This window comes from Hyunsoonleella aestuarii, assembly GCF_006148925.1.
GTDB classification, from domain to species: domain Bacteria; phylum Bacteroidota; class Bacteroidia; order Flavobacteriales; family Flavobacteriaceae; genus Algibacter_D; species Algibacter_D aestuarii.
This window is the reverse complement of sequence record NZ_VAWB01000001.1, coordinates 631,818-646,311: the sequence shown is the minus strand read 5'-3', so window position 1 is coordinate 646,311 and position 14,494 is coordinate 631,818. Positions and strand designations below refer to the sequence as shown.

Sequence of the window (14,494 nt, the reverse complement as noted above, 5' to 3'; positions counted from 1 at the left end):
CTGTATTATGAAAAATTTATCGCTTCCTATTCGATTTGGTTTAGTTACAAGTGCTGTTTTAATAGCCTATTTTTTAATTTTAGCGTTGTTTAATAAACATACAAATCCTGCTTTTAGCTTTTTTAACGCGGTTATTACTGCTTTCGGAATTTATGAAGTGATTAGGTTGAAAAAACTAGAAAATCAAGATGATTTTTCATATGGTGAAGGTTTTAAAACAGGAATTGTCACAGGATTTATTGCGACACTAATTTTTACATTTTTCTTCCTGTTTTATGCTACCGAAATTAATGTCAGCTTTTTACCAGAGTTACTTCAAACAATTAAGGGCGGGTTTAATGCAGATATTGGCATGGTTACCTTTGTTGTTTTAGTGATGGGGTTAGCAACAACCGTAGTTTGCGTCTTATCTGTAATGCAACTTTTTAAAAAGAGCAGAAATATTCTTCAAAATCAATAAGAACATTTGTAGATTAATTAATTAGCAGTATATTTGCACTCATTTTTTGAACAAATTAATTAATAAAAACGTTACGCTATGTACGCAATTGTAGAGATAGCAGGGCATCAATTTAAAGTTGAAAAAGACCAAAAAGTTTTTGTTAACCGTTTACAAACTGAAGAGGGCAAGAAAGTTTCTTTCGATAATGTTCTTTTAGTAGGAGATGGTGACAATGTAACTGTAGGCGCCCCGGCTATAGACGGAGCTCAAGTAGGAGCAAAAGTCTTAAAGCACCTTAAAGGTGATAAAGTGATAGTTTTCAAAAAGAAAAGACGTAAGGGTTACCGCGTAAAAAACGGACACAGACAATCTTTAACCGAAATTGTAATTGAAAGCATTGTTGCAAGTGGAGCTAAAAAAGCTGCACCAAAGAAAGAAGTTAAAAAAGCAGAACCACAAGTTGAGGCACCAAAAGTCGAAACAAAAACAGTTGAAGCTACTCAAGATTTAAGCAAACTAACAGTTGCTGAATTAAAAGATCTTGCAAAAGCTAAAGGTGTTAGTGGAATTTCTTCAATGAAGAAAGCTGATTTAATTGCTGCATTAAGTTAGTATAACAATATAAAATCGAAATAAAATGGCACATAAAAAAGGAGTCGGAAGTTCGAAAAACGGTAGAGAATCAGAATCGAAACGCTTAGGTGTTAAGATATTTGGTGGTCAAGCTGCTATAGCTGGAAATATTATCGTAAGACAAAGAGGAAACACGCATCACCCTGGTGAAAATGTTTATTCTTCTAAAGATCATACCTTACACGCTAGAGTTGACGGTGTTGTAAAGTTTACGAAGAAAAAAGATAATAAATCGTATGTTTCTGTAGAGCCATTTGAGGCTTAAGAAATAGGATTTATTAATAGAATAAATAAGCCCTTTCTGGAAACAGGAAGGGTTTTTTATTTAACTATTTATTGTGATGTCCTATTCCTCTAATTATATACTTTTGATTATCAAATATGTTAAGTTGAATAAAATATTCATTTTTACTTTTCTAATTATAACATCTTTTGGGTCTGCTCAGTCTAAAAAAGTTTACGTTAAATATATTTCAGAAGCAATTACACTTGATGGAGATTTAAATGAACTGTCATGGAAACAAGCAAAAGCAGCCACGGATTTCTGGAATTACTTTCCGTATGATAGTGTTCTTGCAAAGCAGCAACCAGAAATTAAAATGTTGCATGACGCTAATAATTTGTATATCGGAATGAAAGTAAACTCTCCGAGTAATAATTATATTGTACCATCATTACGTCGTGATTTTTCGGCAGGTGGAAATGATAATATTACTTTGATGTTCGATACTTTTAATGATGCAACCAATGCTTTTCTATTTGGAATAAATCCAGAGGGTATAAAACGAGAAATGCTTCTTTCTGGTGGCGGAAATAGGGGAAGTGATTTTGATATGGCTTGGGATACTAAATGGAAAGCCAAAACTGTAAAACACGAAGATTATTACATTAGCGAGTGGATTATACCGTTTGCATCTTTTAAATATAGAGAGGGAGAAACTAAATGGCGCTTCAACAGTTATCATTTCGATACTCAGGGTAATGAAACGAATACTTGGATTAATATACCACGAAATCAGCAGATTTTTAATTTGGCGTTTATGGGAGATATGGTTTTTGAAAAACCTCTAGGAAAATCAAAATCCCCGATTAGTATAATTCCTTATGTTAACAGTCTGGTTGGAAAAGATTATGAAAATGATAATGAGACTAGCGATTTTAAATTTGGTGCAGATGCCAAACTAACAATAGGTAATAGTCTGAATTTAGATTTAACAATTAATCCAGATTTTTCTCAGGTTGAAGTTGATCAACAAGTCGTTAATTTAACCCGGTTCGAGGTTAACCTTCCAGAGCGAAGACAATTCTTCATTGAGAATAGTGATTTGTTTAATGATTTTGGAAATAGTCGTGATTCTAATCCGTTTTTTTCGCGACGCATCGGGATAGCAAAAGATCTTGACGACAACAATATTGAAAACGAAATCATCGCTGGTGTAAGATTAAGCGGTAAGCTAAATAATAACTTAAGAGTTGGGGTTCTTAACATGCAAACTAATGAAGATATTGCTAATGAGATAGCATCTACTAATAATGCTTTAGTTACGTTACAACAGAAGGTTTTTAGTAGATCAAATATAAGTTTCATGTTTATTAATAAGCAAGCGACTAAAGATTATGATTTTATAGAAGAAGGTGAAAACTACAATCGTGTTGTGGGGATAGATTATAGGTTAGCATCCAAGGATAACACTTGGAATGGGAAATATTATTTCCATAAGTCGTTTACTGATGGTGTTGAAGGTAATGATATTTCGGCCGGAGCATCGACCGAATATAGAAGTAGAGATTATATTATTAGATTAAGTGGTTTATGGATTGGTGACAATTTTAATTCAGATTTAGGGTTTATTCGAAGAACAGATATTCTAAAGATTGATCCTCAAATTAGACATAATTTTTGGCCAAAGAATAAAAAACTACAACGGCATAATATTTCTATAACTCCATCATTTATTTGGAGGCCAGAACTTAATTTCGAGAATTCCGATTATACGATAAGAACGGCATGGGAAGGATCTTTTCAAAACACTTCAAATTTTGAATTAGAAATGTTTAACAATTTCATTCGTTTATATGAAGAGTTTGACCCGACTAATAAAGATGAAGCAATTGCCTTGCCTATAGGAGATTATAAATACACAAATTTTAAGCTTCAATATAGGTCCGATAGAAGGAAAGTGTTTTCATATAGCTTTACGCCAACATTTGGAAAGTTTTTTAATGGAGAGTTATATGGCTTTAGCACTAGACTTAACTATCGTATTCAGCCCTTTTTTAATTCCTCAGTTCAGATAAATTATAATCATATCGAACTACCAAATCCTTATCCTAAAGCTGATATTTGGCTTATAGGACCTCGGTTTGAAGTTACTTTTAATAGAAGCTTATTCTGGACAACTTTTATACAGTATAGCAGTCAACGCGATAATTTTGGATTAAATGCGAGATTGCAGTGGCGTTTTGCTCCTCTGTCTGATTTGTTTATTGTTTACAACGACAATTATTTTACCAATAATGTGTTTGCCCCAAGAGTGCGTTCTATTAATTTAAAATTAAATTACTGGTTAAGTATTTAATTAATTTGCTAAAATATCCTTCACAATTTTTAAATGATGCTTTGTGTGAATTTCAAGAAAACGAAGCGTTTGTTTTTTAGATAGCATACCGAAAACATGATGTATAAAATGTGACTTTTTTGGCAATGGTTTTAACATTTCAAGATACTGATGTGCTTGTTGTAATTGATTATTTAAATCGCTAGTATTAATAACTTCCGGCGGCTGTACTATTTTAGGGGCTTTGGCCTTTCCACGGGGGATATACCCTAAAGGGAATAATATGAGCCGCATAAAATTAATGTCACTTTTGTATTTATTTGGGTCAGTTTTAATTAAAACACCAGACACGGCATTCATAACTTTTAAGGTGTGATCCAACTGCCAACCAACATCAGATTTTGATATATTAGAATTTCTCTTGTCTTTAAATGGAATGCTTTCCTCTATTTGGGTAAACAAGTTAGATAATACTTTAATCTTTTCTCCACTCATAATTAGTAATTTTATTTCAAAAGGTATTAATTAAATTCTTAACTTTAGGCTATTGCATTTGCAATTATCAATTATCGTATTTAAATTTTGTGCTTATGTTGCCATTTAGATCAGAAATTAGAAACTCCCCAACACAGGCTACAATTAAGATTTTTTTGAGCGATGAATCTTTAGACGGACGTATTAAAAAGCATTTAAAGCATTTTAAAGAAATAGAGGATATAGAGATTACAGAGAGTATTGGTCGAAATAGAGTTGGTGAAAACATTACGGTATTCTTAAAAGATGGGGTAGATATTAATAAAATGAAGCAATCTATAGACTCTAGTTTATGGTGGTATTTTGAGGAGGATTTGGTGGATGAATAAACAATCTTCTCAAAATTCCTCATCCTTCGGAACTATTCTAAGCGATGTATATTGCCATTAAATAAGATAAAAAATCCCAAACATTACTGTTTGGGATTTTTCTGATATTATTTGGAGCTTAAAACTCTTAAAATCTGTAATTAATATCTGTAGTGTTCAGGTTTGTAAGGGCCTTCTACACTTACTCCAATATACTTTGCTTGGTCTTCTTTAAGCTCAGTAAGCTCAACTCCAATTTTTTCTAAGTGCAATTTTGCTACTTTTTCATCAAGATGTTTTGGAAGCATATATACCTCATTTTGGTAAGCGTCTGCATTGTTCCAAAGTTCAATTTGTGCTAAGGTTTGATTGGTAAATGAGTTACTCATAACAAAACTGGGGTGGCCAGTAGCACATCCTAAATTTACTAGACGGCCTTCTGCCAGAATAATAATATCCTTACCATCAATAGTATATTTGTCAACTTGAGGTTTTATGGTATTTTTAGTATGCCCATAATTATCATTTATCCAAGCCATTTGTATTTCATTGTCGAAATGACCTATATTACAAACGATAGTTTTGTCTTTCATCGCTTTAAAATGTTCAGCGCGAACAATATCTTTATTACCTGTTGTTGTAATTACAATATCACTTTTACCTACGACAGTTTCAAGTTTTTTAACTTCAAAACCATCCATAGCCGCTTGAAGCGCACAAATAGGATCTATTTCTGTTACAGTAACAATACTTCCAGCTCCTTTAAATGAAGCAGCAGTTCCTTTTCCAACATCACCATAACCACAGACTGTTACACGTTTTCCGGCCAACATAATATCGGTTGCACGACGAATTGCATCAACAGCAGATTCTTTACATCCGTATTTGTTATCAAACTTCGATTTCGTCACGGAGTCATTTACATTTATTGCCGGCATTGGTAATGTACCATTTTTAACACGCTCGTATAACCTATGAACACCAGTGGTAGTTTCTTCTGACAATCCATTAATACCAGCAGCTAATTCTGGGTATCTGTCTAAAACCATATTGGTTAAATCACCGCCATCATCAAGAATCATGTTTAATGGTTGTCTATCTTCTCCAAAAAATAAGGTTTGCTCAATACACCAATCGAACTCTTCTTCAGTCATGTCTTTCCATGCATAAACAGCTGTTCCAGCGGCTGCAATCGCAGCTGCAGCTTGATCTTGAGTAGAGAATATGTTACACGAACTCCAAGTTACCTCAGCTCCCAGAGCTTGCAATGTCTCTATTAAAACTGCAGTTTGAATGGTCATATGCAAACAACCTGCAATTCTAGCACCTTTTAATGGTTGTGAGTCTTTATACTCTTCACGCAAACTCATTAACCCTGGCATTTCAGCCTCTGCTAAATCTATTTCTTTTCTTCCCCAATCTGCAAGAGTGATGTCTTTTACTTTATTGGCTACGTAAGGAATTGTTTTTGTATTCATATCAATTTTTCTTTTATTTTTAAACCTAAACTTCGTTGTGATTAGTACTTTAAAATACTTAAATTCGCTTATCAAAAAGCATCAAATTTGTTAGGCGGTGCAAAGGTAATCAATAACTTTCAGAATATTAAATGCCACTTTATAAAACCATTACACCAAATTCACAAACTACTGTTAAAATTTGGAAGATTACAGAGTCCTATAAGGATTTAATGGATAAAGTAGACCTAAAGCCAGTTGCTTTGGAGCGCGTTTTGGGTATGAAAAGTGAATTGCATCAAAGAGGCTTTTTAAGTGTTCGCCACTTGTTACATCAATTTGGTTACACTGATTCCGATTTGTATTATGATGATTATGGCAAACCTCATTTAAGGGATGGTAAACAAATATCGATTACCCATTCTTTTAATTTTGCAGCGGTTATAATAAGTGATTTAATTGTTGGGATTGATATTGAAAAACAAAGAAGTAAGATTGCTATAATTGCCAAGAAATTTATTGAGTATGAGTTTAATTATTTGGATGGTGGGTCAGTTAATTATATCAGGCATTTAACTATTATTTGGTGTGTTAAAGAATCACTGTATAAACTTTTTTGTACACCTGGACTAAGTTTTAAGAAGCATTGTTTAGTAATTCCTTTTGCTGATAATGATCTTGAAACAGTAGCTTGGATTGATTATGAAAGTAAAAAATACCGTTATAATATTCATTTTTTGGAGTTTGATGGTTTTACCTGTGCCTACGCAATTGCTTAATGAGTTCCGTTTATAAAGACATATTAGACTCTAAAGCTAAAAATGAAAAATTATTGGCTGTCTTAATTGATCCGGATAAATTTTCACTTGGAAATGCTTCGAGTTTTATAGAAAAAGTAAACCAGTCGATAGCGACCCATGTTTTTATTGGAGGAAGTATTGTAAGTGAAGGGGAAACAGATGAATTAGTTTCAAAAATAAAAAAGCATACAAATTTACCGATCGTTCTTTTTCCAGGAGATATAAGTCAAATAACTAATAAGGCAGATGCGTTACTTTTCTTGTCTTTAATTTCAGGAAGAAACCCGGACTATTTAATTGGTAAACATGTGGAAGCAGTATCTAAGTTAAAAAGCACAAGACTTGAGATTATTTCGACTGGCTATATATTAATTGAAAGTGGTAAAGAAACGGCTATCGAAAAAGTTACTAATACAAAGCCAATAGCAAGAAAGAATATTCAAAAAATAGTTGATTCATCGATAGCTGGACAACATTTGGGAATGAAATTGATGTATTTAGAAGCTGGTAGTGGCGCAACTGAACCAATTTCAGTAGATATTATAAATAATGTTAAACAGGAATTAAATATTCCATTAATAGTTGGAGGAGGAATAAGAAGTAAAGCAGAATTAGAAAATGCGTTTAATGCGGGTGCAGACATAGTTGTTATTGGTACTGCCTTAGAATTGGATGAATCATTTTTTGATGCATTAAAAAAAGATAAAATATAACAGTTCTTCTCCTTTAAAGAGTGTAAGAGAGACCCATGAAAATATCAGTTGAATTAACTTTAACACCATTGCAAGACGATTTTAAACCTGCAATAATTCATTTTATTACGAAAATGAGATCTTCTAATATGATAGTTTTAGAAAATCCATTAAGCACCCAGGTTTATGGTGATTATGATGAAGTCATGAATGTATTACAAGCAGAAATTAAAGAGGCTTTCGAGTTAATTGAAAATGGCTTAATCTATTTGAAAATTGTTAAATCTGATAGACACGATTATGAACCCCATTTTTGAGTTTTTCTTTGGACAATATCTTGAGTATGAAACCATTGATGTGGTTCTTGAGATTGTGGCTGTATTTTTCGGTTTTCTTTCGGTTTGGTTCTCAAAACAAAACAAGGTTTTAGTTTTTCCAACTGGAATGATTAGTACTATCATCTTTGTATATTTACTTCTAAAATGGCAGCTTTTAGGGGATATGTTGATTAATGCTTATTATTTTATAATGAGTGTATACGGCTGGTATGTTTGGACTAAAAAAGTTGATGAAGAGCATGTTACACCAATATCGAGAACCACTTTAAGCGAAAAAAAAATAAGCGCAGTAATATTTTTTACAACCTTAATTTTCGTTTATTTAGTTTATATTACATTTAATAAATGGACGAGTTGGGTTGCTTATATTGACACCATTACGACAGCAATATTTTTTGTAGGTATGTGGTTAATGGCAAGACGAAAAATTGAAAATTGGATTTTTTGGATAATTGGAGACATTATTTCTGTTCCCTTGTATTTTTATAAAGGATTTACTTTTACTAGTCTTCAATATTTAGGATTTACATTTATTGCCATTTTTGGCTATTTAGCATGGAAGAAAAATATAAACAGAAAACTGCAAACTGTATAAAAGTAGTTTTGTTTGGGCCAGAATCAACAGGAAAGACGACGCTATCTCGTCAATTAGCGCGATATTATAATTCGGTTTGGGTTCCGGAGTATGCCCGTGAATATTTACAAAACAAATGGAATAACGAACGCAAGACATGTGAGCCAAAAGATTTATTGCCAATTGCAGAGGGTCAAATGCGGCTTGAAAACGAATTGAGTAAAAAAACAGATACGGTACTAATTTGCGATACAGATTTACTTGAAACAAAGGTCTACTCAGAAGCATATTATTTGGGAAGTTGCGATCCAATCTTAGAAAAATATGCTCTTGAAAACACATACGATTTATATTTTTTAACTTATATTGATACCCCTTGGGAAGCTGACGATTTAAGAGATAAGCCTTATGAAAGACAACGCATGTTCGATGCTTTTGAGTCAACTTTAAAAGACAACAAAAGACCATACGTTTTACTCAAGGGCAATAAAAATGAACGTTTAGAAACAGCTGTTCATCATATTAATAGGCTTTTAAAACTTTAGTATTGAATTTTACAGATAACGACATAGAGCAAATTCAAAATCATGATTTAACCTTAGAACAGGTTCGTGAACAGATTGAAACTATTAAAAGAGGAATGTCTTTTACTAATTTAACTGAAGCAGCTTCTATTGGAAATGGAATTCTTAGGTTTGATAGTAATGAACAGAATCATTACATTCAAGTATTTGAAGACAAGAGAAATAGTTTGTCCTTAATAAAATTTGTTCCGGCTTCTGGTGCTGCAACAAGAATGTTTAAATTCTTATTTAAATTTTTAGCCGATTTTAATGTATCACGAGATACAATAAATGGTTATATAAATAAAAATAAAGGTTCTGGACTTGCTGTATTTTTTGCGGGACTAGAAAAACTTCCTTTTTTTGAAGAAGTAGTGCATAAAGTGCACAAAGTAGTTCCTAATTTTAATGAGCTTTCTTATGATGAAAAGCGTGTTGAGTTTATAAAAACCATGCTTGATAAAGATCGATTAAACTATAGTGATTTTCCAAAAGGACTACTCCCTTTTCATCGATATAAGTATCATATAGCAACCGCATTTGAAGAGCATTTATATGAGGCTTCTTTATACGCTTCCTCTAATAAAGTAGCTAATGTTCATTTTACCATTTCTCCCAAACATAATAAAGCATTTGACAAAGAATTTAAATACATAGAGGAGGATGTTGAAGAAAATACGCAAGCAGCTTTTAATATTTCATTTTCTAACCAAAGAAAATCAACTGATACCATCGCACTAACTCTTAATAATGAGCCTTATCGCAATTCAAATGGGCAATTACTATTTAGAGCATCAGGTCATGGAGCGTTATTGGATAATCTAAATGGTTTAGACCACGATTTAATTTTTATTAAAAATATAGATAATGTTATTGTTTCTAAACATCATAAAGAATTAGCTAAATATAAAAAGATATTAGCAGGTGTATTAATTGAAGCACAGCAAGATGTTTTTGAATTTTTACATATACTTGATAATGAAGACGTAAAAGACGAAACCTGTAATTTAATAGCTGAGTTTCTAAGAGATCGATTTAATCTAATAATCATTGATAAATTTCAGAAATTTACCGTAAATCAGAAAATAGATTATTTAAAAGATAAGCTTAATCGACCGATTCGAGTTGGCGGTATCGTTAAAAATGAAAAAGAACCTGGTGGAGGGCCTTTTTGGGTAAAGGATAAAGATGGTAATGCGTCCATACAAGTAGTTGAATTTGCTCAAATAGATTTTAGCAGTGAAGATCAAAAACAAATAGTAAGGAATGCCACACATTTCAATCCAACAGATTTTGTTTGTGGTATAAAAAATTATAGGGGTGAATTGTTTGATTTAAAAGAATATGTAGATGTCAATGCAAATTTTGTTACAAATAAGTCAATTTTAGACCAAGAAATTAAAGTGTTAGAGCGACCTGGATTATGGAATGGAAGTATGGCACATTGGAATTCTATTTTTATTGAAGTACCTCTAATGACATTCAATCCTGTGAAAACGGTTAACGATTTATTAAAATCACCACATCAATTCTTGTAATGTTTAATGAAGAAGCATTATTAAAAGAGCTCAATTTTAAGGCTATAAGAAGTTCGGGTAGTGGTGGGCAACATGTTAATAAAGTATCTTCAAAGATTGAGCTTTTGTTTGATTTACGGAATTCACTTGTTCTTGAAGAAGAACAAAAAGAACTTATCTGCAAAAACCTTCGAAATAAATTAACAAAGGAAGGACTCCTTATTTTACAATGCCAAGAAAGTAGAAGTCAGCATAGAAACAAAGACATTGTAATCCATAGGTTTCTCGATTTATTAAAGACAGCTCTCGAAGTTCCAAAAAGTAGAAAGAAAACAAAGGTTCCAAAATCAGTAAAAGAAAAGAGATTACAAAATAAACGTAATTCTTCCGAGAAAAAGGCAAATAGGAAAAAGCTAGATATCGAATAAAATTATTGAAAAAACGTACTCATAATTCGTTATTCGTTCTTACATTTGCAGCGTTCTCAAAAAAGGGGTGCCTAAATCGGCTGAGATCATACCCATTGAACCTAGAACAGGTAATGCTGTTTAGGAAAGCGAACGTCAATAAATGTCCTCAGGACATTTTTAGTGAGTGAGAAAAATGCTTTAGTATTTTTAAAAACTTACAAACGTTCAAAAATTAAGTTTATTAACGACAAAGAATAATGACCTCTTTTTATTCGATTATGATTATTTAATCGATATGAAAAATTTATTTCTTTTTTTAACGGTGCTTGTATTTACTTTAAATGTAAAAGCACAACAAAATGAAGTCCAATTGGATTCTACACGAACAGAAAAGTTAGATGAAGTTTTAGTTAAAGCGGTGCGTGTGGCCTCAGATTCACCAATTACTCATTCAAATGTATCTAAGAAAGATTTAGCCAAACGTAATTTAGGTCAAGATATTCCAATATTGCTAAACTATTTACCTTCTGTTGTCACAACCAGCGATGCCGGTGCAGGAATTGGTTATACTGGTATTCGTGTTCGAGGGGTTAGTCCACAATCAACCAATATTACCATCAACGGTATTCCGTATAATGATGCTGAGTCTTTAGGGACCTTTTGGGTTAATCTAGGCGATTTTGCATCATCGGTCGAAAATTTGCAATTGCAACGAGGAGTTGGAACATCTACCAATGGTTCTGGAGCTTTTGGAGCTAGTTTAAATATATTAACGGACGCTGTTTCTAACGAAGCTTCTGGTGAAATTTCTAATAGCTTTGGAAGTTTTAACACTAGAAAACATACTGTAAAATTTAGCACGGGTTTATTAAATAATCACTTAGAAATATCTGGTCGCTTGTCTCAAATTAATTCTGATGGTTATATTGATAGAGCAACATCTAATTTAAAATCCTATTTTTTACAAGCTGCCTATGTCGATAATAACACTTTAATTAAAGCTCTGGCTTTTGGTGGAGCTGAGGTAACTTATCAATCTTGGTATGGTTTCGACCCTGGGACGATTTCATTTATAGGAGAAAATCCAAATATTGATGATAATAGAAGGTTTAATATTGCAGGAATTAAATTTGATAATTCTGGAAATTTTGAAGACTATTATGATAATCAAGTAGACGATTATAAACAAGATCACTATCAATTACATTGGAATGAGCGTTACAACAATAATTGGTCAACGAATCTTGGTTTAAACTATACCTATGGACGCGGTTTTTTTGAAGAATATGTAGATAATTATTTGTATTCAAATATATATTTCTCTCCAGATGCATCATTCGATTTTTTAGGACTAACGCCAATAAGTGTAAATGGAGAAACGATTGATGCGATGGATTATTTAAGACGTCGTTGGTTGGATAACGACTTTTATGTTGTTAATGCCAGTGCAAATTATAAAAGTGATGTATTCAATATGTCTTTTGGAGCATCATATAGTAATTATAATGGCGATCATTTTGGTGAAGTTATTTGGGCTGAATATGCTAATCAAATTGATAAAGGATATCGGTATTACAATGGAAATGGTAAAAAAACTGACGTCAGCGTGTTTGCAAAATCTACGTATCGTATAAATAATAAAGTGAGTTTGTTCGGCGATTTGCAAATAAGAAATTTAGATTATAAAATTACAGGACAAAACTCAGATGTGGAACCTTTCAATATTGATGAGAACTATAACTTTTTGAATCCTAAGGCTGGGATTACCTATACTTTAAATAATAAAAATAGTTTTTACTTTTCATATGCAAGAGCCAATCGCGAACCAAGTCGGGGGGATTTTGAGAATAATCCGGATATCAAACCTGAACAATTAAACGATTTTGAACTTGGTTGGAGGCATAATAGTCCCAATTTAAGAATAAGTACGAATGCTTATTACATGCTTTATAACGAGCAATTGGTTTTATCAGGAGCATTAGATAATTCGGGTGGACCAATTAGGACTAATAGCGGAAAGAGTTATAGATTAGGGTTGGAGGTTGATGCAGCATTACAACTATCAAAACTATTTGCTATTCAACCCAATTTTACCATAAGTTCAAATAAAAATAAGGACACATTTTTTCAAAGAGATGGTGTTTTACAGAATTTGGGAGAAACAAATATTTCATTCTCTCCAGAATTTGTTGCGGCAAATACTTTAGTTTTTCAACCGAGAAAAAGCTTACAGTTATCTTTTTTAAGCAAATATGTTGGAGAACAATTTATGGGCAATACGGATTCCCAAACCTCAAAATTAGGTAGTTACTTTGTTAACGATTTCAATATAACTTACGAAATTCAAACAAAATCTATTTTTAAATCTATTGTTTTAACTGGATTGGTTAATAATATTTTTGGAGAAACCTATAGTTCTAACGGGTACTACTATACCTTTGATGATGATTTTTCAACCCCAGGAACAATAACCACTATTGAAGGAGCTGGATATTACCCACAAGCAACAACCAATTTCCTAGTTGGTGCAACACTTAAATTTTAAAGATTGAATATTATAAAAAAGCATAGTTGTTTTATTTCAACTATGCTTTTTAATTTGATATTATAAGGGTGTTTCCATTTTTCGTCACTCGGTAATTTCTGAGACCACATTGTAGGCTGCCATCATTCAATGGTTGTCCGGTCACTAGGCTATATTCATTGCCGTCTTCGCAACCACAAGTGGCATTTAAGCCAGAAGGTTGAAGCGAAGAACAAGCACTAAAAACATGGTTTGGGTCGCCAGCATCCCATGCAAAATAATCAGCTCCGGTATAAGCAATAATTACCCCACCATTACCTATGTTATTAATTTTAACTGAGTTGCCAGGAAATTGTAATTCATTATATGTAGGGAAACTTAGATTAATATCCTGATTAACAACGGTGTCAAATAGAAATCTGCAATTTTCATTTTCTTGTCTATTGCTGCTGCAAGAGACAAGGAAAACAATTCCAATAAATATGAATAAATACCTCATATAATCTTTTAAAATTTAAAGTGCAATTTACAACAAAAAGCAAATTGCTTTAAATATTTTGTATATTTGTTGTACAATCTCGTGCGAACGGGATTTTTTTATTTGCTGAATTCTAAGATCGGTTTTTCGATACCTGTTTTCAGCATCTTTTGTTAATTAAACGATGAAGTTATGAGTAAAGTATCGTACTATACACCTGAAGGATTAAAAAAATTACGCGAAGAATTAAAGCAGCTAAAGGACGTAGAACGTGTAAAAGCATCAAAAGCTATTGCAGAAGCCAGAGATAAAGGAGATTTAAGCGAAAATGCTGAATATGATGCTGCTAAAGAGGCTCAAGGGATGCTAGAAATGCGAATTTCAAAACTTGAAGAAGCATTAGCTGGAGCTAGAGTTATTGATGAATCGCAATTAGACAACTCGAAGATATTAGTTTTATCTAAGGTTAAAATAAAAAATCAAACTAATGGTATGGAGATGAGTTATACTTTAGTTGCTGATGGTGAAGCAGATTTAGCTTCAGGCAAAATTTCTGTTAATTCCCCAATAGGAAAAGGTTTATTAGGGAAATCGGTTGGTGATGTTGCAGAAATTCAAGTGCCCAATGGTGTAATGAAATTTGATATTATAGAAATTTCAAGATAA

The 14,494-nt window shown here is 32.4% G+C and carries 17 protein-coding genes; 14 read left to right on the top strand and 3 right to left on the bottom strand.

The window, feature by feature from the left end:
* Positions 1–7: 7 nt before the first annotated feature.
* From FEF17_RS03145 to FEF17_RS03130, 4 genes are all read left to right on the top strand, one after another.
* Positions 8–460 carry a DUF4199 domain-containing protein gene (locus tag FEF17_RS03145; RefSeq protein WP_139000915.1) on the top strand — a complete coding sequence of 151 codons (453 nt, stop codon included), beginning with the start codon at positions 8–10 and terminating at the stop codon, positions 458–460.
* 78 nt (positions 461–538) lie between these two features.
* Positions 539–1,054 carry a 50S ribosomal protein L21 gene (rplU, locus tag FEF17_RS03140; protein ID WP_139000914.1) on the top strand — a complete coding sequence of 172 codons (516 nt, stop codon included), beginning with the start codon at positions 539–541 and terminating at the stop codon, positions 1,052–1,054.
* A 25-nt stretch (positions 1,055–1,079) separates the two neighbouring features.
* On the top strand, positions 1,080–1,340 hold the full coding sequence (gene rpmA, locus FEF17_RS03135) for a 50S ribosomal protein L27 (protein ID WP_135876912.1): 261 nt from the start codon (positions 1,080–1,082) through the stop codon (positions 1,338–1,340).
* A 124-nt stretch (positions 1,341–1,464) separates the two neighbouring features.
* Positions 1,465–3,654 carry a DUF5916 domain-containing protein gene (locus FEF17_RS03130; RefSeq protein WP_139000913.1) on the top strand — a complete coding sequence of 730 codons (2,190 nt, stop codon included), beginning with the start codon at positions 1,465–1,467 and terminating at the stop codon, positions 3,652–3,654.
* Here FEF17_RS03130 and FEF17_RS03125 read toward each other — a convergent pair whose 3' ends face one another.
* On the bottom strand, positions 3,655–4,128 hold the full coding sequence (locus FEF17_RS03125; RefSeq protein WP_139000912.1) for a DUF1569 domain-containing protein: 474 nt from the start codon (positions 4,126–4,128) through the stop codon (positions 3,655–3,657).
* 95 nt (positions 4,129–4,223) lie between these two features.
* Between FEF17_RS03125 and FEF17_RS03120 the strand changes: the two genes are divergently transcribed.
* Positions 4,224–4,496 carry a hypothetical protein gene (locus tag FEF17_RS03120; protein WP_139000911.1) on the top strand — a complete coding sequence of 91 codons (273 nt, stop codon included), beginning with the start codon at positions 4,224–4,226 and terminating at the stop codon, positions 4,494–4,496.
* Between the two features lie 140 nt (positions 4,497–4,636).
* On the opposite strand, the gene ahcY is transcribed toward FEF17_RS03120, so the two are convergent.
* Positions 4,637–5,953 (bottom strand): adenosylhomocysteinase, encoded by a 1,317-nt coding sequence (gene ahcY / locus FEF17_RS03115; RefSeq protein ID WP_139000910.1) that lies wholly within the window; start codon positions 5,951–5,953, stop codon positions 4,637–4,639.
* Between the two features lie 131 nt (positions 5,954–6,084).
* Between ahcY and FEF17_RS03110 the strand changes: the two genes are divergently transcribed.
* The 8 genes from FEF17_RS03110 (at position 6,085) to FEF17_RS03075 (ending at position 13,371) form a co-directional block, all read left to right on the top strand.
* Positions 6,085–6,711, top strand: a complete 627-nt coding sequence (locus FEF17_RS03110) for a 4'-phosphopantetheinyl transferase family protein (protein ID WP_139000909.1) — start codon at positions 6,085–6,087, stop codon at positions 6,709–6,711.
* Positions 6,711–7,445: a phosphoglycerol geranylgeranyltransferase gene (locus FEF17_RS03105; RefSeq protein ID WP_139000908.1), complete on the top strand. Its 735-nt coding sequence runs from the start codon at positions 6,711–6,713 to the stop codon at positions 7,443–7,445. The genes FEF17_RS03110 and FEF17_RS03105 overlap by 1 nt, the downstream gene beginning before the upstream one ends.
* Positions 7,446–7,480: 35 nt before the next feature.
* Positions 7,481–7,741, top strand: coding sequence for a YkoF family thiamine/hydroxymethylpyrimidine-binding protein (locus FEF17_RS03100; RefSeq protein WP_139000907.1), 261 nt, complete (start codon positions 7,481–7,483; stop codon positions 7,739–7,741).
* Entirely contained in the window at positions 7,725–8,357 is a 633-nt protein-coding gene (gene pnuC / locus FEF17_RS03095; RefSeq protein ID WP_139000906.1) for a nicotinamide riboside transporter PnuC, read from the top strand. Before FEF17_RS03100 ends, pnuC begins: the two co-directional genes overlap by 17 nt.
* Positions 8,318–8,881, top strand: coding sequence for an AAA family ATPase (locus FEF17_RS03090; RefSeq protein WP_139000905.1), 564 nt, complete (start codon positions 8,318–8,320; stop codon positions 8,879–8,881). Before pnuC ends, FEF17_RS03090 begins: the two co-directional genes overlap by 40 nt.
* 2 nt (positions 8,882–8,883) lie before the next feature.
* Complete coding sequence (locus tag FEF17_RS03085) at positions 8,884–10,437, top strand: DUF4301 family protein (RefSeq protein ID WP_139000904.1); 1,554 nt, start codon at positions 8,884–8,886, stop codon at positions 10,435–10,437.
* Complete coding sequence (gene arfB, locus FEF17_RS03080; protein WP_139000903.1) at positions 10,437–10,844, top strand: alternative ribosome rescue aminoacyl-tRNA hydrolase ArfB; 408 nt, start codon at positions 10,437–10,439, stop codon at positions 10,842–10,844. The genes FEF17_RS03085 and arfB overlap by 1 nt, the downstream gene beginning before the upstream one ends.
* Positions 10,845–11,121: 277 nt before the next feature.
* A complete protein-coding gene (locus tag FEF17_RS03075; protein WP_139000902.1) occupies positions 11,122–13,371 on the top strand; it encodes a TonB-dependent receptor in 2,250 nt (749 codons plus the stop codon).
* Between the two features lie 49 nt (positions 13,372–13,420).
* On the opposite strand, the gene FEF17_RS03070 is transcribed toward FEF17_RS03075, so the two are convergent.
* A complete protein-coding gene (locus FEF17_RS03070) occupies positions 13,421–13,849 on the bottom strand; it encodes a hypothetical protein (RefSeq protein ID WP_139000901.1) in 429 nt (142 codons plus the stop codon).
* A gap of 171 nt (positions 13,850–14,020) precedes the next feature.
* On the opposite strand from FEF17_RS03070, the gene greA reads away from it, so the two are divergent.
* Positions 14,021–14,494 (top strand): transcription elongation factor GreA, encoded by a 474-nt coding sequence (gene greA / locus FEF17_RS03065; RefSeq protein WP_139000900.1) that lies wholly within the window; start codon positions 14,021–14,023, stop codon positions 14,492–14,494.